This is a genomic window from Pseudoalteromonas sp. SG43-8, from assembly GCF_014164245.1.
GTDB classification, from domain to species: Bacteria; Pseudomonadota; Gammaproteobacteria; order Enterobacterales; family Alteromonadaceae; genus Pseudoalteromonas; species Pseudoalteromonas distincta.
In genome coordinates this window covers 68,681-93,538 of sequence record NZ_JACJEX010000011.1, presented here as the reverse complement: position 1 = coordinate 93,538, position 24,858 = coordinate 68,681, and the positions used below count along the sequence as shown (strand labels likewise).

Here is a 24,858-nt window from a genome sequence, read left to right as displayed (position 1 = left end):
ATAAGTATGTAAATAAATTTTGGTATAAATCGTGCATCTGGACATATATCTACATCAATTCGAGATTTGATTATGGCCCTTGCTAGCGTGCTAAAACCACAGTTTTTTTCTGCAAATCAGTATAACCCATGTTTACTTCAAGAGGAGTACATTGGTGAATTAAGCGATCTGCGCAAGCAAGCAAGTTGGCTTTCGCATTTGGTTGATACCATGCCAGCAGGTGTGGTTGTACTTGATGGCAAAGGGTTGATTGCAAAAGCTAATCAAATAGCGATTGATATGCTTGGCGAGCCACTTGAAGGCGAACGCTGGTTTAATGTTATTCAGCGCTCTTTTAGGCCACATCAAGATGATGGCCATGAAGTGTCTTTAAAAGACGGACGCCTAATAAAGCTTGATATTACTGCTTTAGCACCAGAGCCTGGGCAACTTATTTTAATGACGGATTTAACCGAAACCCGCCGCTTACAAAAACGTGTTGCACATATGCAGCGATTAAGCGCGCTGGGTAAAATGGTTGCATCATTAGCGCATCAAGTACGTACGCCGCTCTCAGCCGCTATGCTTTACGCAGCTAATTTAGGGTCTAAGCGCTTACCCGAAGCATCTCGCGATAACTTTCAAACAAAGTTAATGTCGCGTTTAAAAGATTTAGAAACTCAAGTAAACGACATGCTGTTATTTGCTAAAAGTGGCGATCAGCAAGTTGTTGAGCAAGTTTCAATGCAGCAGCTTTTAACCGAAGTTAAAGCAGGTGCCGATGCGATGGTCGCACTTAATGAAAGTGAACTGGATGTAAGCTTACCAGAGCCAGATATACAAATAGTTGGTAATAAAACGGCATTGGCCAGTGCTATTCAAAATCTAGTGCACAATAGTATTCAAGTTATTGGCAGCGGCGCAAAAGTAAAAATTAGCGCACAAAGAGATTTAAAAGATTTAGATATGGTTCGTATTAGTGTGAGTGACAATGGCCCAGGTGTTGACTTAAGCCAAAGCGATAAAATTTTTGAACCATTTTTTACTACAAAAAGTCAGGGCACAGGTTTAGGGCTTGCTGTAGTGAGTTCGGTGGCTAGTGCGCACCAAGGCCGTGTTGATGTGACTAATAATACGCAGGGTGGTGCTTGCTTTAGTTTGTTACTGCCTATTAAGGCAACATCTAAATTAGAGGGGTCATTATGAGTAACACTATTTTAGTTGTCGAAGATGACGCAGGGCTTCGTGAAGCCTTAATAGATACCCTTGAAATGTCGGGTATTGAATGTGTTGCAGCGAGCAGTGCTGAGCAAGCAATGTTACTGCTTAAAAAAGATCAATTTTCGCTTGTTGTAAGCGACGTGCAAATGGGCGCAATGAGTGGACTTGATTTACTACGCAGTATTAAATTAAACCACCCTGATTTACCTGTATTGATGATGACGGCCTATGCCACAATTGACGATGCGGTAGAGGCCATGCGCCTAGGTGCAATTGACTACATGGCAAAACCATTTGCACCTGAAGTGCTGTTAAATATGGTGAGCCGTTATTTGCCTGAAAAAGCAAAAGAAACGGATGGCCCCGTTGTTGCTGATCCAACTAGTATTCAATTATTGGAGCTTGCAAGTAAAGTAGCACGCTCTGATGCAAGTGTAATGGTACTTGGCCCAAGTGGTTCGGGTAAGGAAGTACTTGCGCGTTATATTCATGATAAGTCGAGCCGATGTAATGAGCCATTTGTAGCGATTAACTGCGCGGCTATTCCTGAAAATATGCTCGAAGCCACGTTATTTGGTTACGAAAAAGGGGCTTTTACGGGCGCGATTCAAGCATGTCCGGGTAAGTTTGAGCAAGCACAAGGCGGTACTATTTTACTTGATGAAATTACTGAAATGGATTTAGGACTACAAGCTAAACTTTTACGCGTACTGCAAGAGCGTGAAGTAGAGCGTTTAGGGGGTCGTAAAACAATCCAGCTCGATGTACGTATTTTGGCAACCAGTAATCGTGATTTAAAAGAAGCCGTGGTAGATAATCAGTTTAGAGAAGATTTATATTACAGGCTTAATGTTTTTCCACTTATGTGGCGACCATTGTGCCAACGCCCTGGCGATATTATTGTATTGGCTAAGCATTTAATTGAGCGCCATATAAGTAAAAGCAAAGAGTCTATGGCGTATTTAGATAAAGCTGCTGAGCAAAAGTTACTAGCTCACGCGTGGCCTGGTAATGTACGCGAGCTTGATAATGTTATACAGCGTGCGCTTATACTGCGCACGGGTAACACAATAAACGAGCATGCTATTTTTATCGAAAACTTAGTATCTAATAACTTTGTTATGGAGCCTTCATTGGCACCGGCGCAAACCGTATCGCCAACAGAATTAGCACATGCAGACAAAGGTGTTGATAAAAGCACGTTAAGCTCTGCATATTATGATGAAAAGTCGCATGCTGAGGATGAGCCTAAACAAGGTTTGCTAGCGGCAGATACCGGTAGCTATAAAGATGAGCTTAAAGACAAAGAGCATCGCATTATTTTAGAAACCCTTGCACGTTGCCAAGGTAAGCGTAAAGACGTTGCCGAAACGTTGGGCATAAGCCCACGAACTTTACGTTATAAACTAGCGCAAATGCGCGATTTAGGTATTTCACTTCCTGCATAACCTCCTATAAACCCTAAGTTTGCTCTGCGAGCTTAGGGTTGTCAAAACTCTGACTCACACAAATTAAAGTTAACCCATTGTATTTTAATAATTAATTATTTGGCATGCTTTGTGCTTTATTACTTATAAGAGTTCACTGCGTGTCAGAGATAAATTATGAAAATTCAAAACAGTGCTGTATTTCAAGAAATGCAATCAATGGCTTTAGAAGCCGGCCGTAATAATCAAACTAATAAACTGCCAACTCAGGTGCAGTCTACTTCTACAGCACAATTTGGCGACATGCTAAGTGATGCAATAAATTCAGTGCACGGATTACAACAAGACGCCGCGCAAAAAGTAACAGCAGTTGAGATGGGGGATCGAAGTGTATCTCTTGCTGAGGCGATGATTGCTTCTCAAAAATCGTCAGTTGCTTTTGAGGCTACAGTACAGGTTCGTAATAAACTTGTTGAAGCTTATAAAGAAATCATGAACATGCCTGTTTAATTAGGTAGTGGAGAATTATTGTGGCGCAATCTAACCAATCTACAGACCTAGCACTTGCTGGTGGCGGTATTGACCAAAGTGGTGGTGATGATCAACAAGAACAAAAGTCAGGCTACTTAAGTGCTTTAAATGGTGTTGATGTATTGCGCCAAGTAACATTGGTTATAGCATTGGCTATTTGTTTAGCTATCGCGATTTTTATTATTATTTGGGCTCGTCAGCCAGATATGCGCCCGTTAGGCAAAATGCAAACAGAAGAGCTTATTCAAACATTAGACTTTTTAGATGCGCAAAAAATTGAATACCAACTAGATGGCAATGTTGTATCGGTTGATGAAAGCGAATACCAAAACATTAAATTGCTAATGACCCGCGAAGGGTTAGAGCAAGGCCCTGCATCTGGCTCTGACATAATTATGCAAGATATGGGCTTTGGTGTAAGCCAACGCTTGGAGCGCGAACGCCTTAAACATGGCCGCGAGCAACAACTTGCCCGCACCATTGAAGAGCTAAATAACATTACTCGCGCCAAAGTATTGTTAGCCATCCCTAAAGAAAACGTATTTGCCCGCAGAGAGAAAAAACCATCCGCTACTGTTGTATTAACACTTAAGCGTGGCCGCTCACTTGACCGTGAAGAAGTAGACTCTGTTGTTGATATGATTGCTTCAGCAGTACAAGGCTTAGAGCCTGCACGTGTTACGGTTACTGACCAAAATGGTCGATTATTAAATTCAGGTTCGCAAAGCTCATTAGCAGCACGCTCTCGTAAAGAATACGATTTAGAACGTAAGCGCGAACAAGAGTATCTTGAAAAAATAGACAGTATTTTAATACCGGTTGTTGGGCTTGCAAACTATACAGCTCAAGTTGATCTGAGCATGGACTTTAGCTCAGTTGAGGAAACTCAAAAGCGTTATAACCCAGACCTACCAGCGGTTAGAAGCGAAACCACATTTGAAGAAAATAACATTGGTGGTTTAGCTGTTGGTATTCCTGGTGCGCTTACAAATCAACCACCGCTAAACTCAAACATCCCTGAAGTTGCAGGACAAGGCGGCGCAGGTACTGCTACGTCACCAACACGTAGCCACAAAGAAGCAACACGTAATTATGAACTCGATACAACAATTTCTCACAAGCGCCAGCAAAGTGGTGTAATACGCAGAATAAGTGTGTCAGTTGCTGTTGACTACGTCCCTAAAGTGGGAGAAAACGGCGAAACAACTATGGCCCCGCGCTCGGTAGAGGCATTGTCAAATATTCGTCGCTTATTACAAGGTGGTGTAGGTTTTGATATGCAACGTGGTGATGCACTTGAAGTAGTAACAGTGCCGTTTGTACGTGAAGCAACAAATTTAGCAATAGAAGTGCCATTGTGGGAACAAGACTGGTTTATGAAAATAGCCCGTCTTGTACTAGGCGCCTTAGTTATCATTGTATTGATAATGGCAGTAGTAAAACCAATGCTTAAGCGTTTAATTTACCCAGACGATACACTAGAAGAATACGACGAAGATGCATTAAGTTCAGGCGTAGATATTGGCGACAATACACTTGATATGCTAAATAAAGACTTTGATTCTGCTTCGGTTGGTTTCTCAAGTGATGGTACACTGCAGTTACCGGATTTACATGGCGACGAAGATTTACTCAAAGCAATTCGTGCCCTTGTAGCTAACGAACCAGAACTATCATCACAAGTAGTGAAAGCGTGGTTAACAGAAGATGACTGATCAAGAACAAAAACAACTCCCGCCAGCCTTTGATGTTGATAAGCTAGATGGGGTAGATAAAGCCGCTATATTACTTTTGAGTTTATCAGAAGAAGATGCCGCGCAAATCCTTAAACACTTAGAACCTAAACAGGTGCAAAAAGTGGGTATGGCGATGGCTGGGCTACAGGATTTATCTCAAGCTAAAATTAGCGCTGTACACAACTTGTTTATAGAACAAATTCAAAGCTTTAGCACCATTGGTTTTCAGTCAGAAGACTTTATTAAAAAAGCGCTTACAGCAGCACTTGGTGAAGACAAAGCCGCTAGCCTTATTGACCAAATTGTTATGGGCTCAGGTGCTAAAGGCTTGGATTCATTAAAATGGATGGACTCTAAGCAGGTAGCAAACATTATTCGTAATGAGCATCCGCAAATTCAAACCATTGTATTATCGTATTTAGAGCCAGAACAGTCAGCTGAGATTATTGCTCAGTTCCCTGAAAAAGTGCGTTTAGATTTAACAATGCGTATTGCAAACCTTGAAGAAGTTCAGCCAGCAGCACTGCAAGAGCTAAACGAAATTATGGAAAAACAATTTGCCGGCCAAGCAGGTGCACAAGCCGCTAAAATGGGTGGCTTAAAAGCAGCTGCAGATATAATGAACTACCTAGATACCAATGTAGAAGGGCAGTTGATGGACTCTATTCGTGAGCATGACGAAGAGATGTCGCAGCAAATTCAAGACTTAATGTTTGTGTTTGAAAACTTAATGGATGTTGAAGACCGTGGTATTCAAGCAATCCTACGAGAAGTACAACAAGACGTATTAATGAAAGCAATTAAAGGCACCGACGATGCCCTTAAAGATAAAATACTGGGCAATATGTCTAAGCGTGCAGCCGAAATGCTTGCTGATGATTTAGAAGCTATGGCACCTGTTCGTATAAGTGAAGTAGAAGCGGCGCAAAAAGAGATTTTATCAACAGCGCGTCGTTTATCTGACTCAGGTGAAATTCAGCTGGGCGGCGGCGGTGGCGAGGAGTTCTTGTAAACCATGAGCAAACTCAAAGGGCGCACACTTCACGCTGATGAAGCAGATGAATTATTAAAAAACTGGGCTATTCCAGATGTAGCACCAGATGAGAGCAGCTTTGGCAATCGCTCTACAGCTTACGGTACACCGCTTAGTGATCTGTATAAAAAAGAATTAGCTGAAGAAATGCCAATTGATGAGCCACAAGAACCAGAATTGCCTGCGCTTACTATGGTTGAGCTTGAACGCATTAGGCAAGATGCCTACGAAGAAGGCCTCAAGCAAGGTCATGAGCAAGGCTACATAGACGGTTTTGAAAAAGGCGTGGGCGAAGGCAAAGAGGCAGGCTACAAAGAAGGCTTAGAGCAAGGTAAAACAAAAGGCCTTGATGACGTAAAACCATTAATTGAAGAGCAGTTAACAAGTTTAAAAACTATTTTAGAGGGACTTACTGCACCGCTAGATAAAGTAGATGAACAAGCTGAAAAGCAATTAGTACAACTTGCTAGTATGTTAGCGGAAGCTGTTATTTATCAAGAAGTAAAAACATCGCCAGATGTGATTTTACATACGTTAAAGCAAAGTATAGATTCTCTTAATGCCGAACAAGAAAAAGTACGAATTCATTTAAACCCCGAAGACTTAGAACTCATAAAAGAGAGCTACGGCGAACAAACCATTATTGATAACAACTGGCAATTAATGGCAGAGCCCACTCTTGAGCGCGGTGGCTGTGAAGTTAAAACAGCGCAATCATCACTCGATATGACCCTTAAAACACGTGTCAAAGAAACGTTGGATAGTTTTTTGCATAATAGTGGTATCTAACTATTTTATTGGCGTGTTATGTCAACTCAACGTGCACCTTTAAGCGAACGCTTATCTCAATATAAACAGCATATTAAAACCCCAGCGCCTGCTGTGGCAGGTATTTTAACGCGTGTTGTTGGCCTTACCCTTGAGGCTAGAGGTCTACGTGCCCCCGTTGGTAGCCAATGTAAAATAGAAACTATGAACGGCTTTGTAGACGCCGAAATAGTCGGTTTTAACGATCAAACTTTGTACTTGATGCCTAATGATCATATCTCTGGTGTACTTCCTGGTGCGCGTGTTATTCCTCAAGTTAATAACTTAGGTTTACCTGTAGGGATGAGTTTACTAGGGCGCGTGGTTGATGGCTTAGGGCGACCGCTAGATGGCCTAGGTAAAATTAATGCTGAGCATCATTTAAAGTTTGCACAAAATACTATAAACCCGCTTTCAAGAAGACCAATCACTAAGCCTATGGATGTAGGTGTGCGTGCTATTAACTCGGTTATTACAGTAGGGCAAGGCCAGCGCATGGGCTTGTTTGCAGGCTCCGGTGTGGGTAAATCAGTACTTCTCGGTATGATGACCCGAGGTAGCGAAGCCGATGTCATTGTTGTTGGCTTAGTGGGGGAGCGTGGCCGCGAAGTAAAAGAATTTATTGAAGAAATACTTGGTGTAGAAGGGCGCAAACGTTCAGTTGTTGTCGCAGCGCCCGCTGATTCATCACCGCTTATGCGTTTAAAAGGCTGTGAGAGCGCCGTAACTATTGCAGAGTATTTTAGAGATCAGGGTTTAAACGTATTATTGTTACTCGATTCGGTAACGCGTTATGCAATGGCGCAACGTGAAATTGCACTTGCTGTAGGCGAGCCGCCTGCTACAAAGGGTTATCCGCCTTCGGTGTTTGCTAAATTACCTGCGCTGGTGGAACGTGCTGGTAATGGCGGTGAAGGACAGGGTTCAATTACCGCCTTTTTTACGGTGTTGAGTGAAGGCGATGATATGCAAGACCCTATTGCTGATGCAGCGCGAGCTATTTTAGATGGCCACATTGTATTATCGCGTGATTTAGCCGACAGCGGGCACTATCCCGCTATAGATATAGAAAAATCGATTTCGCGTGTTATGCCTCAAGTCGTTTCTGAACCACACATGCAACAAGCCCGTGTACTTAAGCAAGTTTATTCAATGTATCAACAAAACAAAGATATGATTACTTTAGGTGCTTATCAAAAAGGGACCGATCAAATGCTCGACCAAGCCATAAATATGATGCCAAGAGTAAATGCATTTTTACAACAAGGTATGCGAGATGTCATTAGTTACGATGATGGTCTGCAAGGTCTTGCTCAGTTACTAGGACAAGCATAATGGCTAAAAATAAACTCGATTTATTGCTCAAAATTGAAAATGATAAAGAAGAAAGTTTGCGCATGAGTTACTTACAAGCCAATCAAAATTTGCAAGCAAATCAACAAAAGCTGCAAGGTTTAAATAACTTTAGACTTGAATATTCTCAACAGTTACACCTAAAAGGTAAGTCGGGTTTATCTAGTGCAGGGTTTGGTCAGTACCATGCTTTTATAGCTAAAATTGAAGAGGCAATTCGCCAACAAGCAAGTACAGTAAATACAGCTAAGCAAGTTGTTACTCAACGTAAAACGCTATGGCTTAAGCAGCAAATTAAAGCTAAAGCAGTTGCCAAATTAATCGAGAATCAAAAACTCAAAGCAAATGCGTTAATGGCTAAAAACGAGCAAAAAATGTTAGATGAGTTTTCAGCTAATCAGTTTTTTCAACGTCGGAAAGTTTTGTAATTCAGGCACGTTAATTGCTTTGTTACTTAGTGGTATTTAACTTTTGGCGGTATGCGGTGGCATATTGCCGTAATGGTATTAGGTGATTTATGGCGATGAATAACATTTCGTTTTTAGTTTCTTCTGAAAAAGATTCACTGTTAGCTTTTAAAGACAATAGCTTAGCTAATGGCGAAGGAAATTTAGGCGAGGAATTTTTAAGCCAGCTAAACGAAGCACATAACTCTATGAGGCCTTTGCTTAAGGGCAATAAAAATCCCGATGCCGAAAACTCGATTGCCATACCTAAGCATAAACAGCCAGAAGAAAATGAAAATCTGAGCGTAAAGCTAGATGAAATAACAACAGACGAAGTTACTTTTGTATCTGTTGAGATGCTTGATCAAATTAATTCAGCACAAGCAATGAGCACCTCGATTAATAAGCCGTTCGATGCAACTAACAGTTTAGAATCAGAAAATGCAGAGTTAGAAACCACCTCAGTAATTTTATCTGCTAATACAAGTGATGAAGTAACGACTGAAGAAGCGAATACAGCCAGTGTAGTGCAAAATCCAATTGCCACTAATGTAGACTCTAAAACGGCTAAATTAATTGATTCAAAAAGCGATAACTTAAGCCCACTACCTTTGAACTCTTTACCATTAAATGAAGGCAAGCATCGAAAAAGTGATGTTGCTGAAGCTATTGAAGGGCCATTAAATTCTATAAATAAAAAGCCCGATGACAGCCCTGGCTCTACATTAGAAAAACCTGAATTTGCATTAATGAGTTCTAAAGAGCAGCTAGGACAAAATAAGTCTGCTGATAAAAATAATATAGTTTTGCCAACACCCACCGACAAAGCGGGTGTTACTCTGTCTCCTTTAGCCACAACTGAAGGTGATAATAATGCAGCAATAGATACGTTAATGACTAAAGATGCGAGCTTAATTAAAGCTAATAGCGTTATTGCTAGTTTAACGCCTGAGCAGCGCTCACAACTTAACGCGCAAGTTAAGGTATTAGAGAATACTAATTCAACAAATAGCGCAACTAGTAACACTTCAAATCTTAAGCAAATGCTTGCACAATTTATTACTGATAACGAAAAAGCGCAAAGCACGGTAACAAAACACTCTTTTAGCGCAGAAATAAATTCACTTAATACAGCTGATAAACAAAGTTTATTAACGCAATTAAACGCATATATTAAAACAGAGCAGCCTAAAGGCGAGCAGTTGTCAGTGCTTAAGCAAACAATTAATGAGTTAAAAGCTTCTATTGAAATAGGGCTTGCTGATACCGCTAAATCAGACTCAAAAACGTTTGTGGCCTCAGAGACTCCTAATACAGTATATGATCCACAAAAGTTAAGCTTAAAGGCATCTACAAACGAAGGCGCGGATATTAATAAAGCCGTAGCAACCTCAGCTAAGCGTGATGATTTATTAAAATCATTTGAAGAGTTACAAAAAGATGGGCTTAAAAAAATAACGGCAGAACAAACTCCTACACGCGTAGCACAAGTATTTACGCAAATTACAGCCGCTTTAAATACTCAGCAAACGAGCACATTAAGCCAATACGACTCATTAAGTTACGAGCAGAGCTTACTTGATACCCAAATAATACAAACTCAACAATTACAAAGTACATCACAAGTTAAGCAAGTAAGTATTGATCCAGCTGTAATGCAGGCAATTAATATTGTTAAAAGTGATGCAGCTAAATTACTGCAAGAGCGCGTTAGCTCAATGTTGAGCATTAATAATAAAGAAGCAGAAATTCGCCTCGATCCTCCAGAAATGGGCAGCATGCAAATACGTATTCGTAGCGATGCAGAACAAGCACATATAAACTTTGTTGTACAAAACCAGCAAGCCAAAGAAGCACTTGAGCAATCAATGCCGCGCTTACGTGAAATGTTAGCGCAACAAGGGCTAGAGCTTGGTGAAAGCACTATTTCTTATGGGCAATCAGGTGGTGAAACAGCTGAGCAAAGTGAGAGTGGAGCCCAAGGTAATTTGGCTAATAATAAGTCAGTTAATGATGAAAACGGCGAGCAAGCAAATAACACTGCACAAAGTTCTCGACAACAAACTTCATCATCAATAGATTACTATGCCTAAGTACTGCTATTATAATAGTTAAAACAAGCAAGTACCTTTGCGATTAAAGGAATCATGATGGCTGAAGAAGCAAGTTTAGAAATCGAAGAAACCGGTAAAAGTAAAAAGAAACTAATAATAATCATATTAGCTGTACTAGTTATTGTAGGTGGTGCAGCGGGTTACTTTTTTATGTCAGGTTCGGATGCGCCAGTTGAAAGCTTAGATGAAGAGACTGCAATATCAACAGATGCAGCTTCAGCTGAGCCTACTGATTCAGCTGAAATTGGTAGTGCTTTATATGTGGCTATGCCACGCCCATTTGTATTTAATGTGCCAGGTTCAAGTCGCGATAGAATTGTACAAATTAAAGTGCAGTTATTAGTGCGTGGTGAAGTAAACGAGGAAACAGCCAAAAAACATATTCCACTAATAGAAGGGACGCTATTGAGTGTGTTTTCTACTACAACAGCTGATGAATTAAGTACGAGCTCTGGTAAAGAAACACTTCGTTTTTCTGCACTTGAAAAAGTCCAAGCGGCTTTAAATGATGTTGAAGGCAGCAAAGTAATTGAGCGGGTATTGTTTACCGGCTTTGTGATGCAATAAGGGGTTAGCGTGAGCGATTTATTATCCCAAGACGAAATTGATGCGCTATTACATGGTGTTGATGACGTTGAAGAGGAAGATATACACGAAGGTGAAGATGGCGGGGGAAGTACGCTTCAGTACGATTTTTCTTCGCAAGATCGGATCGTACGTGGTCGTATGCCGACGCTGGAAATTGTTAACGAACGCTTTGCTCGTCATATGCGAATTAGCCTATTTAATATGATGCGTCGCACCGCAGAGGTGTCTATTAACGGCGTGCAAATGATTAAGTTTGGCGAGTATATTCATACTTTATTTGTCCCAACCAGTTTAAATATGGTCCGTTTTAGGCCTTTAAAAGGCACTGGCCTGATTACCATGGAAGCACGACTTGTGTTTATTTTGGTAGATAACTTTTTTGGTGGTGACGGGCGTTATCATGCAAAAATAGAGGGCCGAGAATTTACCCCAACAGAGCGCCGGATTGTACAAATGCTCCTTAAAATAATCTTTGAAGATTATAAAGAAGCATGGGCACCGGTTATGGATGTATCGTTTGAATATCTCGATTCAGAAGTAAACCCAGCTATGGCGAATATTGTAAGTCCAACAGAAGTTGTGGTTATTAGCTCTTTTCATATTGAGCTTGATGGCGGTGGCGGCGATTTTCATATTGCACTTCCGTATTCGATGCTTGAGCCAATCCGAGAGCTTTTAGATGCGGGTGTTCAATCTGATACAGAGGATACCGACTTACGTTGGAGCAAAGCACTTCGCGATGAAATAATGGATGTTGAGGTTGATATGTCGACTCAGTTACTTGAAGTTGATTTGACCTTAAAGCAAATTATGGAATTAAAAGCAGGTGATATTATTCCGGTTGAAATGCCTGAGCATATAACCGTATTTGTTGAGGAGCTCCCTACATTTAGAGCCAAGATGGGTCGGTCTCGCGATAATGTTGCGCTTCAAATTAGTGAAAAAATTAAACGACCTGATTCAGTTAAATCTGAGCTGCATGTATTTACCAAAGGCGGCAAGAAAATTGACTCAGATGCAGAATTAGCAGAACTAGAAGATGATTTACACCTCTCTGACGGTGTAGACTTAGACTGGTAATTGATTAAAAGGTTAAAAGTATGAGCGATGATCAAGACACAATGGATGAATGGGCAGCAGCATTAGCAGAAGCCGAAGGTCCAGATGATAGTGGCGAAGCACATGTTGCAGAGCTTGATGAGTTAAGTGATTCAAAACACGAAATGAGTGGTGATGAAAAACGAAAACTCGACACTATTTTAGATATTCCCGTTACTATCTCAATGGAAGTAGGGCGCTCTAAAATCAATATTCGTAACCTACTGCAACTTAATCAAGGCTCTGTTGTTGAGCTTGACCGTGTTGCGGGTGAGCCGTTAGACGTACTAGTTAATGGTACTTTAATCGCTCATGGTGAAGTAGTTGTAGTAAACGACAAATTTGGTATTCGCTTAACTGACGTGATAAGCCAAGTAGAGCGGATCAAAAAATTACGATGAGCTTATTAGTTGCTTTAACGACTACCGTTTTTTCAAAAGCAGATGTGGCAACACCCACTGGGGATATACTCTCTATGGTGCTGTCGCTTGTAATGGTGCTAGTGCTGATTATTGTACTGGCATTTTTTGTTAAAAAGCTTAACCCTAATTTAGCAAATAGTGATGAGTTTAAAGTAGTTAGAAGTCTACCTTTAGGTTCTCGCGAGCGTTTAATGGTTGTTGAGATAGATAATGCTCAGCATTTGCTTGGTGTAACTCCCCACAGTATTAATTATTTACACAAGTTAGAAACCCCATTAAGTGAAAAAGAACTGCCTGAACTCGCTAAACGATTTGGTAAACTTTTAAACCCGCAATCAAACCAAAATAAAAAGAATTAAACCTATGACAAAGTGGCTGCTTATTATTTTTGCCATGGTGTTTGTACCAAATGTAAGTGCAGAAGGAATTGATGCCCTTACTATTACAACAAACGCTGATGGCACGCAAGATTACTCAGTAACGTTACAAGTTTTAGCAATTATGACGGCGCTGAGTTTTATACCGGCCGCCATAATTATGATGACCTCTTTTACACGAATTATTGTTGTACTCGCCATTTTGCGCCAAGCAATTGGCTTACAGCAAACACCGTCAAACCAAGTGTTATTAGGTATGTCACTTTTTTTAAGTATTTTTATAATGGCGCCTATTTATCAGCAGGTAAACGAGCGAGCTATAGAGCCTTACTTAAATGAGCAGGTTACATCAGTAGAGGCTTTAGAGATTGCTAAAGAGCCAATGAAAGCATTTATGCTTTCACAGGTGCGTTTAAAAGATTTAGAAACGTTTGCTAAAATTGCTGGTTACGATCAGTTAAATTCGCCACAAGATACGCCATTAATAGTGTTAATACCGGCCTTTGTAACCAGCGAACTGCAAACGGCATTTATAATTGGGTTTATGTTTTTTATCCCATTTTTAATTGTTGATTTAGTGGTCGCTTCGGTCTTAATGGCGATGGGTATGATGATGCTTTCCCCCATGATAGTGTCCTTACCGTTTAAAATTATGCTGTTTGTACTTGTTGATGGTTGGAGCTTAGTGATGGGGACTCTAGCTAAAAGCTTTGGTTTAGGGACTTAGTATGCAAAGCATTAACATGACCCAACAATAGGAGTACAACATGGAACCGGAAATTTTTGTTGATATTCTAAGTGACGCGCTGTTTTTAGTTATTAAATTGGTGTCTGCAATTGTAGTCCCAGGCCTAATTATTGGTTTAGTGGTTGCTGTATTTCAGGCGGCAACATCAATCAATGAGCAAACGTTGAGCTTTTTACCTCGTTTATTAATTACCATTAGTGCGCTTATTGTAGGTGGGCACTGGCTTACTCAAGAACTAATGGATTTTTTTACTCGCCTAGTATTACTTATTCCTGAAATTGCAGGTTAAACGTGGAATACCCCTTTGCTGTCGTTATTCAATGGTTGAGCGATTTTTTGCTGCCCCTGGTACGCATTAGCTCAATGATTATGATTATGGCTGGTTTAGGTGCTAAAAATGTCCCTACACGGATAAAAATGGGGTTATCAGTTGTTGTAACTTTTCTTGTTGTTCCTGTTCTACCGCCCGCTACATTCACTAATTTATTTTCATTTGAGATGATTTTAGTCGTTATTCAACAAATGCTGATTGGTGTTGCTATTGGTTTTGCATCTATACTTTTATTAAATACTTTTGTGTTAGCAGGGCAAATACTTGCGATGCAAACCGGTTTAGGTTTTGCTTCGGTTATTGACCCCTCTAATGGCGCAAGCGTCCCAGCGGTTGGCCAGTTTTTCCTTATTTTGGCTACCTTGTTATTTTTTGCTTTTAACGGTCATTTAATGATGATTCAAATGGTGGTACATAGCTTTCAAGTGCTACCTATTGATGGCACATGGTGGTCTGTAGATCATTACTGGGACATAGTGACCTGGGGCGGCTGGATGTTTACTACCGCACTGGTACTCTCACTTGCACCGCTTACCGCTATGCTCGTTATTAATATGTCGTTTGGGATTATGACGCGTGCAGCGCCGCAATTAAATATTTTCTCTATCGGTTTTCCGTTTACCTTGGTAGCGGGACTTATTATTATTTGGGCGACACTAGGTAACTTTGTTACTCAGTTTGAGTTTCAATGGTTAAAAATGGTTGAGCTAATGTGTACTTTAGTTGGTTGCTCACCTTAGGAGAAAGTCATGTCTGAAGACTCAGGACAAGAAAAAACAGAAGAACCCACATCCAAAAAGCTTGAAGAATCTAAAAAGAAAGGCCAAATAGCACGCTCAAAAGAGTTAGGTACCATGTTTGTACTTATTTTTTCAGCTATATCGCTTTTGATGTATGGTCCTGAAATTGGTAAAGGTTTATACAATGTAATGGGCCGAACCCTTAGCTTAAACCGCAACGAAGCCTTTGATACCACTAAAATGTTTGCCGTGTGGGGAGAGGTTGCAGACGCGTTAATGTTTCCTATGGCTATGTTTGTATTAATTATCGTTTTGGCTGCATTTATTGGTAATACGTTACTCGGTGGTTTTAACTTTAGCTGGGAAGCTGCTGCACCTAAAGCAAGTAAAATGTCGCCAATGAAGGGTTTTAAGCGGATGTTTGGTCCACAAGCGGCTATTGAGCTTGTAAAGTCACTCTTAAAATTTGGTTTGGTTGCAAGTTTTGCTGTGTTTTTAATTAATACTTATTTTGATGAAATACTGCATTTAAGCTTAGAAAGTGCACCGGGTAATATTATTCATGCCTTAGAGATTTTAGGGTGGATGTTTTTAGGCCTTTCGTGCACTTTAATTGTTATTGCCGCCATTGATGCGCCATTTCAAAGTTACAACCATAACAAACAACTTAAAATGACAATGCAAGAAATTAAAGATGAGTATAAAAATTCTGAAGGTGACCCGCAAATAAAAGCGCGCATTAGGCAAACACAAAGGCAAATGTCGCAAAACCGCATGATGCAAGATGTTCCTGACGCTGATGTTATTGTTACCAACCCAACTCACTACTCTGTAGCATTAAAATACGACACGGAGCGCGCAGGTGCGCCTATAGTACTTGCTAAAGGCATTGATGAAATGGCGATGCAAATTCGAAAAGTAGCAATAGGGAATGAAGTACCTATATTAGAATCCCCCATGTTGACCCGAGCGCTTTACCATACGGCTGAAGTAGGGGAGCAAATACCCGATCAGCTATTTACCGCAGTAGCGCAAGTTTTAGCGTATGTATTTCAGCTAAAGCGCTTTAATAAAGGGCGCGGAAAACGTCCAACTAAGCTCAATAAAAAGCTGCCAATCCCCGATGCCTACAAGTATTAAACCGTTAACTGAGTAACTTGGAATAGTTATTGCAAATTCTACGTAGTGTCAATTTTTTGAAATTGTAGAATTATGAGTTTTAAAGCGGTATTACAACAACTTAACAGAGACAAAAAAGACTATGCCAAAGGGGTAGGTACACCTTTGCTTGTGCTTGCTGCCTTGGGAATGGTGATTTTACCACTACCGCCATTTTTACTCGATATCCTTTTCTCGTTTAATATTGCTCTCGCGTTAGTGGTTTTACTTGTAACTGTTTACACGATGAAGCCGGTTGAATTTGGTATTTTTCCCTCTGTATTACTAATCGCTACAATTATGCGCTTAGCACTTAACGTTGCCAGTACTCGAGTTGTGTTACTTGAAGGCCATAATGGTGGTGATTCTGCCGGTAAAGTAATTGAAGCGTTTGGCTCAGTTGTTATCGGTGGTAATTACGCTGTTGGTTTGGTTGTGTTTTTAATCCTGATCATTATTAACTTTGTAGTAATTACTAAAGGTGCTGGTCGTATTTCTGAGGTATCTGCGCGTTTCACCCTTGATGCAATGCCGGGTAAACAAATGGCAATTGACGCCGATTTGAACGCAGGCTTTATCAGCGCAGAACAAGCGCGTGACCGCCGCGAGGAAGTAACTCGCGAAGCTGATTTTTACGGCTCAATGGATGGTGCGAGTAAATTTGTAAAAGGTGATGCGATTGCAGGTATTGTTATACTAATCATCAATATTGTTGGTGGTTTATTTGTCGGTATGATCCAGCACAATTTGAGTTTTGGCAATGCAATGGAAGTATATACATTACTTACCATTGGCGATGGCTTAGTTGCTCAACTCCCTTCCTTACTACTTTCAATTGGTACCGCGATTGTTGTTACACGCCAAAATGAGTCGCTCAATATGGGGGACCAATTTAAGAAACAACTAGGCAACGAAAAGTCACTCTTTATTGCATCTGGTATTTTGATCATCATGGGCTTAGTGCCTGGTATGCCGCATATTGCTTTTTTAAGTTTGGGTGCGTTACTGGGTTACTTAGCTTACTACACACAGCAAAGTAAATTAAAAGCTGCTGCGGCAGAAGCTGAAGAGGCCGCTAATGGCGGAAGCGTTGCAACGGGTGTTGCTAATAAACAAGAACAAAAAGAACTAGGCTGGGATGACGTTCAACAGGTTGACGTAATTGGCTTAGAAGTCGGTTATAGATTAATTCCGTTAGTGGACCAATCACAAGGTGGTGAGCTACTTAATCGTATTAAGGGGGTGCGTAAAAAGCTTTCTCAAGAGCTTGGTTTTTTAGTACCGCCGGTACATATACGCGACAACTTAGAGCTTGACCCTAATGCTTACAGAATAACGCTAATGGGGGTTTCAACCGGTGAAAGCGAGCTGAAGCATGGCGACGAGCTAGCGATTAATCCAGGACAAGTATTTGGTCCAATTAAAGGGGTTGAAACAAAAGATCCTGCGTTTGGCCTTGATGCAGTATGGATCAAGCCAGATCAAAAAGATGAAGCACAATCACTAGGTTATACCGTAGTAGATTCAGCCACGGTAGTTGCCACTCATATTAGCCAGTTATTAACTAACAGTGCAGCGTTATTACTAGGGCATGAAGAAGTTCAAAACCTACTTGATATGCTTGCTAAAAGCCATCCTCGCTTAGTGGAAGGACTAGTACCTGATGTATTGCCATTAACTGCTATTGTAAAAGTACTACAAAATTTATTAAATGAAGGCGTGGCTATTCGCGATATGCGCTCAATTGTTCAAACCCTTGTTGAGTATGGCCCACGTAGTCAAGACCCTGATGTATTAACGGCTGCAGTGCGTATTTCACTGCGTAGATTAATTGTTCAAGATGCGGTGGGAATGTCATCAGAAATCCCTGTCATAACCTTGGCGCCTGAGTTGGAACAAATGTTGCATCAGTCATTACAAAATGCAGGCGATGAAGGTGCCGGTATTGAGCCAGGACTTGCAGAGCGACTTCAAGTGTCATTGACACAAGCGCATCAAAATCAAGAAATGGCCGGCGAACCTTCTATATTGCTAACGTCAGGAATGTTACGCACTGTGTTATCTCGTTTTGTTAAGTACACCATTCCAGGATTGAGAGTGATGTCTTATCAAGAGGTACCAGACGAAAGACAGATCAAAATTGTAAGCTCGGTAGGCCAACAATAAGATTTTAACAGGGGTTGAATCATGAAAATTAAACGTTTTTTTGCTAAAGATATGCGCACAGCACTTAAAGAAGTTAAAGATGAGTTAGGTGTTGATGCGGTTATTATGTCAAATAAAAAACTGGCTAACGGTGTAGAAATTGTAGCGGCAGTTGATTATGACAAAGCAGCCCCTAAAGTAGCAGCGCAACCACAACGCCCTGTAGATCCGCGTACTCAGGCGCCACAACAAAGCATGCATAATTTTGTAAAACCAGAGCCACAGCGTGCCAAGCCTGAGCCTCAAGCAAAGGTTGCTGACAGCCTACAAGCATTATTAGAGCGTCAATCACCGCGTCCTCGTTCTCCTGAGCTTGCATCAATGTTTTCACAATCGGGTATTGATACTACTGATAACTATCAAGAACCTGATATGGGGCAGCGTACTAAAAATATGTTTGCTCCTGAAGCTGCTGCGCCAGTTCGTCCACAAACTCAAGCGGATAGCTTAGGTTTTGATGATTTAGACCGCGACTTTGATGATTTAGATAGCCCAGTAACCACTCGCCAACAAGCACCTAATAATGAAAGCGAAGAAATGACAACAATGCGTGAAGAAATGAACGCAATTCGTCAATTACTTGAGCACCAAGTATCAGGCTTGATGCAACAAGATATGGCGCGTCGCGATCCAACACGTGCTTGTATGGTTGACCGTTTAGTCGGTATGGGTATCGATAAAGAAGTAGCACAGCAAATGGCATGTTTTGTACCTGATGACGTGTCTCGTAAGCAAGGTTGGAAAGCATTGTTAACTATGGTCGAAGATCAAATGCAAACAACCAATAATGAAATACTTCGCCAAGGTGGTGTATATGCGTTAGTGGGTCCAACAGGTGTGGGTAAAACAACGACTGTTGCTAAGCTTGCAGCTCTAGGCGCACAAAAATATGGTGCCGATAAAGTGGCCTTAATAACCACTGATACATACAGAATTGGTGCTTATGAACAACTTGCAACATATGGTCGTATTATTGGTTGTGGTGTTAAGCAAGTTAAAGATGCTAATGAATTAGCTGAAGTTTTATATCATTTACGAAATAAACGTCTAGTATTAATTGACACAGCAGGTATGAGCCAGCGAGATTTACGTTTAACTGAGCAATTAAACACGTTAATGCGTAACCAACGTGTAGATATTCGCAGCTACTTAGTACTTAGCGCGACAGCACAAATTAATGTATTGCAAGAAACTGTACGTCACTTTAAAAAAGTACAGTTAAGTGGCTGTATTTTCACTAAGTTAGACGAATCATTAAGTTTGGGTGAGATTATTAGTATTGCGATTCAAAATCGCCTTCCAATAGGGTATCTTACTAATGGTCAACGAGTACCAGAGGATATTCGTGTTGCAAATGCTGAGAAACTAGTTAAAAAGGCTGAGCAATTATATTTAAAAAGAACAAAAGAACAACATTCAAGGCACCAAGCAGTGGCGCCAAGCACAGTAGGGATGTATGATTAACACAGTATTAGATCAAGCAAGCGGCCTGCGCAAAATGAGTCAAAACAATAACAACGGCGTAAAAGTTATCGCTGTAACCGGTGGTAAAGGTGGAGTAGGGAAAACAAATGTTTCTCTAAATACAGCTATTGCACTTGGGCAGCAAGGTAATCGAGTATTAGTGCTGGATGCTGACTTGGGTTTAGCAAACTGTGATGTGATGCTTGGTTTACGTGTAGAGCGTAACCTGTCACATGTCTTGTCTGGTGAATGTGAGCTTGATGAAATTTTAGTTGAAGGCCCTGCAGGAATTAAAATTGTACCCGCTACATCGGGTTCGCAAAGTATGGTTGAATTATCACCATCTGAGCATGCTGGGCTAATTCGTGCGTTTAGCGAATTGAATACCGAATTTGATATTTTAATTGTAGATACAGCTGCTGGTATTTCAGACATGGTACTGAGCTTCTCGCGTGCAGCGCAAGATGTAATGGTTGTTGTATGCGATGAGCCGACATCAATCACCGACGCTTACGCACTTATTAAAGTATTAAGTCGTGAGCACGGCGTTTATAAATTTAAAATTGTTGCCAATATGGTGCGCAGTATGCGTGAAGGCACTGAATTGTTTGCAAAGCTATCTAAAGTTACCGACCGCTTTTTAGATGTATCAATGGAGCTAGTAGCAACGGTTCCTTATGATGAAAATATGCGCAAAGCAACACGTCGTCAAAAAGTAATAGTAGAGCTCTTTCCAAATTCGCCAGCCGCTCTTGCGTTTAAAACGCTGGCAACAAAAGCAGTTAAATGGCCAATACCCAACCAACCATCTGGGCATTTAGAGTTTTTCATTGAGAAACTAGTAAACGGTTAATTATGACAACACTGGTGAATAGAGCTATGGGATATCAATCAACACAAAATTTAAATGTGATTGTTGAGAAGCATGCATCACTTGTTAATAAAGTGGCATGTCATCTAATTGCTCGATTACCACCTAGCGTTCAACTTGATGATTTAATTCAATCAGGAATGATAGGCTTAATAGAAGCTTCGAAAAACTTTGATGCAACAAAAGGCGCAAGCTTTGAAACTTTTGCAGGTATTCGTATTCGCGGTGCTATGCTTGATGAAATGCGCCGTGGTGATTGGGCTCCTCGTTCAGTTCACCGTAAAAACAGGCAAGTTGCAGAAGCAATTACTGAGCTCGAAAGTAGTCTGAACCGCGAACCAACGGACATAGAAGTTGCTGAAAAACTTGAAATTTCGCTCAATGAGTACCATCATATTTTAAATGATGCGAATACGAGTAAAATATTAGGCATTGAAGACCTTGGTGTAGATGAGGATGTTATTACTCCTGTAGGCCAAGATTTAGCACAAGATAAACCTTTTAATAATGTTAAAAATGATAGGTTTAATGAGTCTTTGCTAAGTGCAATTAAGTCATTACCAGAGCGTGATGCAATGGTGCTTTCTTTGTACTACAACGATGAAATGAATTTAAAAGAAATAGGACATATACTCGATGTAAGTGAATCGCGTGTAAGTCAGATACATGGTCAGGCGATGATTAAGCTTAAAGCTAAAATCAATGACTGGATAAATTAGTAGTAAGTAAACAAAGGTTAATACCTCACTGGGGGATGTTTTGGATAAAAACATGAAAATTCTTGTAGTTGATGATTTTTCAACGATGAGACGCATTATAAAAAACCTGTTACGTGACTTAGGTTTCACTAACGTTCAAGAAGCTGATGATGGGTCTACAGCTTTGCCTATGTTGCAAAATCAAGTGTTTGATTTTGTAGTTACGGATTGGAATATGCCTGGAATGCAGGGTATTGATCTTTTAAGAGCAATACGTGCAGACGAGAAGTTAAAACATATCCCTGTATTAATGGTAACGGCAGAAGCTAAAAAAGAACAAATAATAGCTGCGGCGCAAGCTGGCGTGAATGGTTATATTGTTAAGCCATTTACGGCTGGAACATTAAAAACTAAATTAGAAAAAGTATTTGAACGCTTAGGCTAATGATGGGGGAGAGGCTTATGCCAGCACCAGCTGCGCCTCAAATAACGTTAGAACAAGCTCGTCAGCTCGTTGTTTTTTTAGAAAATGATGAGCAAGACAAAGCAAATCAGTTGATTTTAGAGGCTGCTTCTAAAGAGCAATCTGAATTATTTGCTGAAGTTGGAAAGTTGACTCGTCAACTGCACGAAGCCCTTAAAAGTTTTGAGCTTGATACTCGCTTAACTGATATAACGACAGATGCGATTCCAGATGCTAAAAAGCGGCTTAATTATGTTATAGAAATGACAGAAAATGCGGCTAATAAAACAATGGATGCAGTGGAAGCGAGTCTTCCTATAGCCCAACAGTTAGCGGACGAAATATCTCATATCAAACCGACATGGGATCGTTTAATGAGCCGCGAGATTGAGCTTGGTGAGTTTAAGCAACTTTGCCATAGCATCGATAAGTTTATGAACAACTCTCATCATAAGACTGATGAGCTTCAAAGCTTAATGACAAATGTACTAATGGCTCAAGACTATCAAGACTTAACAGGTCAAGTTATTCGCCGTGTTATTGAACTTGTTAGGGAAGTAGAAGAAAGTTTACTGCATCTTTTAACTGCGTTTGCTGAACAAGACGACACTAACAGCACCGCGAATAAAGTAGAACAACAAAAAATAAAAGAACCAGTTGCCACACAAACTTTAGCAGGTCCTGAAGGCCCTATTATTGATAAAGAATCGCGTAATGATGTTGTATCTGATCAAGATGAAGTTGATGATCTTTTATCAAGTTTGGGCTTCTAAGAGGAGAGTAACTGCATGTTTGAAGTCGATGAAGATATTTTACAAGACTTTCTTGTAGAGGCTGGAGAAATCCTAGAGCTTTTATCTGAACAGTTAGTTGAGCTGGAAAATAATCCAGAAGATACCGAGTTACTAAACGCTATATTTAGAGGTTTTCACACTGTAAAAGGTGGTGCAGGCTTTTTAGCTATGACAGAACTTGTTGATGCTTGTCACGGTGCTGAAAACGTATTTGATTTACTACGTCAAGGCGTGCGAACAGTCAACTCAGAGTTAATGGATGTTATTTTACAAGCACTAGACACCATTAATGAGATGTTTGCGACTATCCAAAACAGAGACAAGCCTGAACCTGCAGATCCTGAATTACTTCATACTCTTCATATCTTAGGTCTACCTCCAACAGAAGCCGAAGCCACTGAAGCCTCTTCACAAACAGAGGTTGAACAACCTCATAATGAAGTGGTGGATACACCGGTAGCTGATGATGAAGATCCGTTTGCATTTGATGAACTATTTAGCGGAGCGCCTTCGGTTAGCGATGCTGAAATAGATGAAATCACTGAAGACGAATTTGAAAGCTTACTTGATGAGCTACACGGTAAAGGACAAGGTCCTGCAGTTGAAAAACCAGTAGCAAGTAGTAGTGATTTTAGTGGTGATATTACTGATGATGAATTTGACAGCTTATTAGACGAGTTACATGGTGTTGGCAGTTTTGGTGAAGTTACGAGCAAACCTGAACAAAATGATGCCAATAAAACACCTGTAGAACCAGCTACACCAGCGGCAAATACAGTTAATTCATCAGATGATGAAATTAGTGATGACGAATTTGAAGCGCTTCTTGATGAACTTCATGGTAAAGGCACTGCTCCTAAATCGATAGAAAGTGCGCCAGCTGCAAAACAACCTGAACCTGTTTCACCGCCAGCTAAACAAGTGAGTGAACCAGTAAAAAAAGCTGCGCCAGCTAAAGCTCATACTCCAAAACCAGTTGAAAAAGCGCCAGAGAAGCCAGCAGCTAAAGCACCACCAGCAGCAGCTCCAAAAAAATCAGCGCCACCAGCTGCAGAAACCACCGTTCGCGTAGATACAAAACGACTCGATCAAATTATGAATATGGTTGGTGAGTTAGTTCTTGTACGAAATCGTTTGGTTAGTTTAGCGACTAACTCAGACAGTGAAGCGATGGGTAAAGCAATCTCTAACTTAGATGTAGTGACTGCAGATATTCAAGGTGCGGTTATGCAAACGCGAATGCAACCAATTAAGAAAGTATTTGGTCGCTTCCCTCGCGTTGTACGCGACTTAGCACGTAGCTTAAATAAAGATATTGATTTAAAGCTTATTGGTGAAGAAACCGATCTAGATAAAAACTTAGTTGAAGCACTTGCAGATCCGCTTGTGCATTTAGTTAGAAACTCAGTTGACCATGGTATTGAAATGCCCGCTGTCCGTGAAGCTGCAGGTAAGTCTAGAACAGGTAATGTTACTTTATCAGCGTCTCAAGAGGGCGACCATATTTTGCTAACCATCAAAGATGATGGTGCAGGTATGGATGCTGAAAAACTGAAAAAAATTGCAATTAGTAAAGGCGTACTCGATCATGACCAAGCGAGTCGACTTTCTGACACCGAAGCATATAACCTGATTTTTGCACCTGGCTTTTCTACAAAAGAAGAAATATCTGATATTTCAGGCCGTGGTGTAGGAATGGACGTAGTTAAAACTAAGATCACGCAACTTAATGGCTCAGTAAGCATTCAGTCTGAACTTGGTGTCGGTACTATTTTAGAAATAAAAGTACCACTTACCTTGGCTATATTACCGACATTAATGGTCGTTGTTGGCGCACAAACATTTGCGTTACCACTGGCTGGTGTTAGTGAGATATTCAATTTAGATTTAACGAAGACGAATGTAGTTGATGGGCAATTAACAATTATTGTGCGTAAAAAGGCGATACCGTTATTTTACCTTGAGCATTGGTTAGTAAAAGGCTCAGATCGTTCTCAGCGAAAATCTAAGGGTCACGTCGTTATTGTACAAATTGGTACGCAACAAATTGGTTTTGTTGTTGATTCATTAATTGGCCAAGAAGAAGTAGTGATTAAGCCGCTTGATGCGTTACTTCAAGGAACGCCAGGTATGGCAGGCGCTACAATAACTTCGGATGGCGGCATTGCACTGATTTTAGACGTTCCAAACATGTTAAAACATTACGCAGGCTAATAATAAAGTAGGTATATATTTAATATATACCTACGCATAA

24 protein-coding genes are annotated in these 24,858 nt (G+C 40.6%); all 24 read left to right on the top strand.

Annotated features, from left to right (window positions below; all coding sequences use genetic code 11):
- Nucleotides 1-72: 72 nt before the first annotated feature.
- Nucleotides 73-1,185, top strand: a complete 1,113-nt coding sequence (locus H5122_RS16455) for a PAS domain-containing sensor histidine kinase (RefSeq protein WP_002959347.1) — start codon at nucleotides 73-75, stop codon at nucleotides 1,183-1,185.
- On the top strand, nucleotides 1,182-2,648 hold the full coding sequence (locus H5122_RS16450) for a sigma-54 dependent transcriptional regulator (protein ID WP_182682704.1): 1,467 nt from the start codon (nucleotides 1,182-1,184) through the stop codon (nucleotides 2,646-2,648). The genes H5122_RS16455 and H5122_RS16450 overlap by 4 nt, the downstream gene beginning before the upstream one ends.
- Before the next feature lie 156 nt (nucleotides 2,649-2,804).
- Entirely contained in the window at nucleotides 2,805-3,137 is a 333-nt protein-coding gene (gene fliE / locus H5122_RS16445) for a flagellar hook-basal body complex protein FliE (protein WP_039484631.1), read from the top strand.
- A gap of 20 nt (nucleotides 3,138-3,157) precedes the next feature.
- A complete protein-coding gene (gene fliF / locus H5122_RS16440; protein WP_039484629.1) occupies nucleotides 3,158-4,873 on the top strand; it encodes a flagellar basal-body MS-ring/collar protein FliF in 1,716 nt (571 codons plus the stop codon).
- Nucleotides 4,866-5,906, top strand: a complete 1,041-nt coding sequence (fliG, locus tag H5122_RS16435) for a flagellar motor switch protein FliG (protein ID WP_007581881.1) — start codon at nucleotides 4,866-4,868, stop codon at nucleotides 5,904-5,906. Before fliF ends, fliG begins: the two co-directional genes overlap by 8 nt.
- Nucleotides 5,907-5,909: 3 nt before the next feature.
- Entirely contained in the window at nucleotides 5,910-6,716 is an 807-nt protein-coding gene (fliH, locus tag H5122_RS16430; RefSeq protein ID WP_182682703.1) for a flagellar assembly protein FliH, read from the top strand.
- An 18-nt stretch (nucleotides 6,717-6,734) separates the two neighbouring features.
- Entirely contained in the window at nucleotides 6,735-8,069 is a 1,335-nt protein-coding gene (fliI, locus tag H5122_RS16425; RefSeq protein ID WP_169059709.1) for a flagellar protein export ATPase FliI, read from the top strand.
- Nucleotides 8,069-8,515 carry a flagellar export protein FliJ gene (fliJ, locus tag H5122_RS16420; RefSeq protein WP_182682702.1) on the top strand — a complete coding sequence of 149 codons (447 nt, stop codon included), beginning with the start codon at nucleotides 8,069-8,071 and terminating at the stop codon, nucleotides 8,513-8,515. The genes fliI and fliJ overlap by 1 nt, the downstream gene beginning before the upstream one ends.
- An 89-nt stretch (nucleotides 8,516-8,604) precedes the next feature.
- On the top strand, nucleotides 8,605-10,626 hold the full coding sequence (locus H5122_RS16415) for a flagellar hook-length control protein FliK (RefSeq protein ID WP_182682701.1): 2,022 nt from the start codon (nucleotides 8,605-8,607) through the stop codon (nucleotides 10,624-10,626).
- 57 nt (nucleotides 10,627-10,683) lie between these two features.
- On the top strand, nucleotides 10,684-11,214 hold the full coding sequence (gene fliL, locus H5122_RS16410; protein ID WP_182675139.1) for a flagellar basal body-associated protein FliL: 531 nt from the start codon (nucleotides 10,684-10,686) through the stop codon (nucleotides 11,212-11,214).
- Between the two features lie 9 nt (nucleotides 11,215-11,223).
- Nucleotides 11,224-12,315, top strand: coding sequence for a flagellar motor switch protein FliM (gene fliM, locus H5122_RS16405; RefSeq protein ID WP_002959334.1), 1,092 nt, complete (start codon nucleotides 11,224-11,226; stop codon nucleotides 12,313-12,315).
- A 20-nt stretch (nucleotides 12,316-12,335) separates the two neighbouring features.
- On the top strand, nucleotides 12,336-12,734 hold the full coding sequence (gene fliN, locus H5122_RS16400; RefSeq protein WP_002959332.1) for a flagellar motor switch protein FliN: 399 nt from the start codon (nucleotides 12,336-12,338) through the stop codon (nucleotides 12,732-12,734).
- Entirely contained in the window at nucleotides 12,731-13,114 is a 384-nt protein-coding gene (fliO, locus tag H5122_RS16395) for a flagellar biosynthetic protein FliO (protein ID WP_002959331.1), read from the top strand. Before fliN ends, fliO begins: the two co-directional genes overlap by 4 nt.
- 4 nt (nucleotides 13,115-13,118) lie before the next feature.
- Nucleotides 13,119-13,859 carry a flagellar type III secretion system pore protein FliP gene (gene fliP, locus H5122_RS16390; protein ID WP_182682700.1) on the top strand — a complete coding sequence of 247 codons (741 nt, stop codon included), beginning with the start codon at nucleotides 13,119-13,121 and terminating at the stop codon, nucleotides 13,857-13,859.
- 40 nt (nucleotides 13,860-13,899) lie between these two features.
- Nucleotides 13,900-14,169 carry a flagellar biosynthesis protein FliQ gene (gene fliQ / locus H5122_RS16385; RefSeq protein WP_002959325.1) on the top strand — a complete coding sequence of 90 codons (270 nt, stop codon included), beginning with the start codon at nucleotides 13,900-13,902 and terminating at the stop codon, nucleotides 14,167-14,169.
- Nucleotides 14,170-14,171: 2 nt separating this feature from the next.
- Nucleotides 14,172-14,951, top strand: a complete 780-nt coding sequence (fliR, locus tag H5122_RS16380) for a flagellar biosynthetic protein FliR (RefSeq protein ID WP_024596364.1) — start codon at nucleotides 14,172-14,174, stop codon at nucleotides 14,949-14,951.
- A 9-nt stretch (nucleotides 14,952-14,960) separates the two neighbouring features.
- Entirely contained in the window at nucleotides 14,961-16,091 is a 1,131-nt protein-coding gene (gene flhB, locus H5122_RS16375; protein ID WP_024596365.1) for a flagellar biosynthesis protein FlhB, read from the top strand.
- Between the two features lie 72 nt (nucleotides 16,092-16,163).
- The gene (flhA, locus tag H5122_RS16370; RefSeq protein WP_039484610.1) at nucleotides 16,164-18,275 is read left to right on the top strand and encodes a flagellar biosynthesis protein FlhA; all 2,112 of its coding nucleotides are present in this window, start codon (nucleotides 16,164-16,166) and stop codon (nucleotides 18,273-18,275) included.
- Nucleotides 18,276-18,296: 21 nt separating this feature from the next.
- Complete coding sequence (flhF, locus tag H5122_RS16365; protein ID WP_182682699.1) at nucleotides 18,297-19,778, top strand: flagellar biosynthesis protein FlhF; 1,482 nt, start codon at nucleotides 18,297-18,299, stop codon at nucleotides 19,776-19,778.
- Nucleotides 19,771-20,631 (top strand): MinD/ParA family protein, encoded by an 861-nt coding sequence (locus tag H5122_RS16360; RefSeq protein ID WP_002959312.1) that lies wholly within the window; start codon nucleotides 19,771-19,773, stop codon nucleotides 20,629-20,631. The genes flhF and H5122_RS16360 overlap by 8 nt, the downstream gene beginning before the upstream one ends.
- Before the next feature lie 26 nt (nucleotides 20,632-20,657).
- Nucleotides 20,658-21,368 (top strand): RNA polymerase sigma factor FliA, encoded by a 711-nt coding sequence (locus H5122_RS16355; RefSeq protein ID WP_182682710.1) that lies wholly within the window; start codon nucleotides 20,658-20,660, stop codon nucleotides 21,366-21,368.
- A 40-nt stretch (nucleotides 21,369-21,408) separates the two neighbouring features.
- A complete protein-coding gene (gene cheY, locus H5122_RS16350; protein WP_004588308.1) occupies nucleotides 21,409-21,792 on the top strand; it encodes a chemotaxis response regulator CheY in 384 nt (127 codons plus the stop codon).
- A 17-nt stretch (nucleotides 21,793-21,809) separates the two neighbouring features.
- Nucleotides 21,810-22,583 (top strand): protein phosphatase CheZ, encoded by a 774-nt coding sequence (locus H5122_RS16345; protein ID WP_149602298.1) that lies wholly within the window; start codon nucleotides 21,810-21,812, stop codon nucleotides 22,581-22,583.
- Between the two features lie 15 nt (nucleotides 22,584-22,598).
- The gene (locus tag H5122_RS16340) at nucleotides 22,599-24,818 is read left to right on the top strand and encodes a chemotaxis protein CheA (RefSeq protein WP_182682698.1); all 2,220 of its coding nucleotides are present in this window, start codon (nucleotides 22,599-22,601) and stop codon (nucleotides 24,816-24,818) included.
- Nucleotides 24,819-24,858: the final 40 nt, after the last annotated feature.

Excerpts from the sequence above, each read along its gene's own strand:
- fliN (WP_002959332.1), top strand. The coding sequence starts at position 12,336 with ATGAGCGATGATCAAGACACAATGGATGAATGGGCAGCAGCATTAGCA.
- H5122_RS16415 (WP_182682701.1), top strand. The coding sequence starts at position 8,605 with ATGGCGATGAATAACATTTCGTTTTTAGTTTCTTCTGAAAAAGATTCA.
- H5122_RS16455 (WP_002959347.1), top strand. The coding sequence starts at position 73 with ATGGCCCTTGCTAGCGTGCTAAAACCACAGTTTTTTTCTGCAAATCAG.
- H5122_RS16360 (WP_002959312.1), top strand. The coding sequence starts at position 19,771 with ATGATTAACACAGTATTAGATCAAGCAAGCGGCCTGCGCAAAATGAGT.
- H5122_RS16345 (WP_149602298.1), top strand. The coding sequence starts at position 21,810 with ATGCCAGCACCAGCTGCGCCTCAAATAACGTTAGAACAAGCTCGTCAG.
- flhB (WP_024596365.1), top strand. The coding sequence starts at position 14,961 with ATGTCTGAAGACTCAGGACAAGAAAAAACAGAAGAACCCACATCCAAA.
- H5122_RS16340 (WP_182682698.1), top strand. The coding sequence starts at position 22,599 with ATGTTTGAAGTCGATGAAGATATTTTACAAGACTTTCTTGTAGAGGCT.
- fliP (WP_182682700.1), top strand. The coding sequence starts at position 13,119 with ATGACAAAGTGGCTGCTTATTATTTTTGCCATGGTGTTTGTACCAAAT.
- fliO (WP_002959331.1), top strand. The coding sequence starts at position 12,731 with ATGAGCTTATTAGTTGCTTTAACGACTACCGTTTTTTCAAAAGCAGAT.
- flhA (WP_039484610.1), top strand. The coding sequence starts at position 16,164 with ATGAGTTTTAAAGCGGTATTACAACAACTTAACAGAGACAAAAAAGAC.
- H5122_RS16355 (WP_182682710.1), top strand. The coding sequence starts at position 20,658 with ATGGGATATCAATCAACACAAAATTTAAATGTGATTGTTGAGAAGCAT.
- fliQ (WP_002959325.1), top strand. The coding sequence starts at position 13,900 with ATGGAACCGGAAATTTTTGTTGATATTCTAAGTGACGCGCTGTTTTTA.
- fliJ (WP_182682702.1), top strand. The coding sequence starts at position 8,069 with ATGGCTAAAAATAAACTCGATTTATTGCTCAAAATTGAAAATGATAAA.
- flhF (WP_182682699.1), top strand. The coding sequence starts at position 18,297 with ATGAAAATTAAACGTTTTTTTGCTAAAGATATGCGCACAGCACTTAAA.
- fliH (WP_182682703.1), top strand. The coding sequence starts at position 5,910 with ATGAGCAAACTCAAAGGGCGCACACTTCACGCTGATGAAGCAGATGAA.
- fliE (WP_039484631.1), top strand. The coding sequence starts at position 2,805 with ATGAAAATTCAAAACAGTGCTGTATTTCAAGAAATGCAATCAATGGCT.
- fliG (WP_007581881.1), top strand. The coding sequence starts at position 4,866 with ATGACTGATCAAGAACAAAAACAACTCCCGCCAGCCTTTGATGTTGAT.
- fliL (WP_182675139.1), top strand. The coding sequence starts at position 10,684 with ATGGCTGAAGAAGCAAGTTTAGAAATCGAAGAAACCGGTAAAAGTAAA.
- H5122_RS16450 (WP_182682704.1), top strand. The coding sequence starts at position 1,182 with ATGAGTAACACTATTTTAGTTGTCGAAGATGACGCAGGGCTTCGTGAA.
- fliI (WP_169059709.1), top strand. The coding sequence starts at position 6,735 with ATGTCAACTCAACGTGCACCTTTAAGCGAACGCTTATCTCAATATAAA.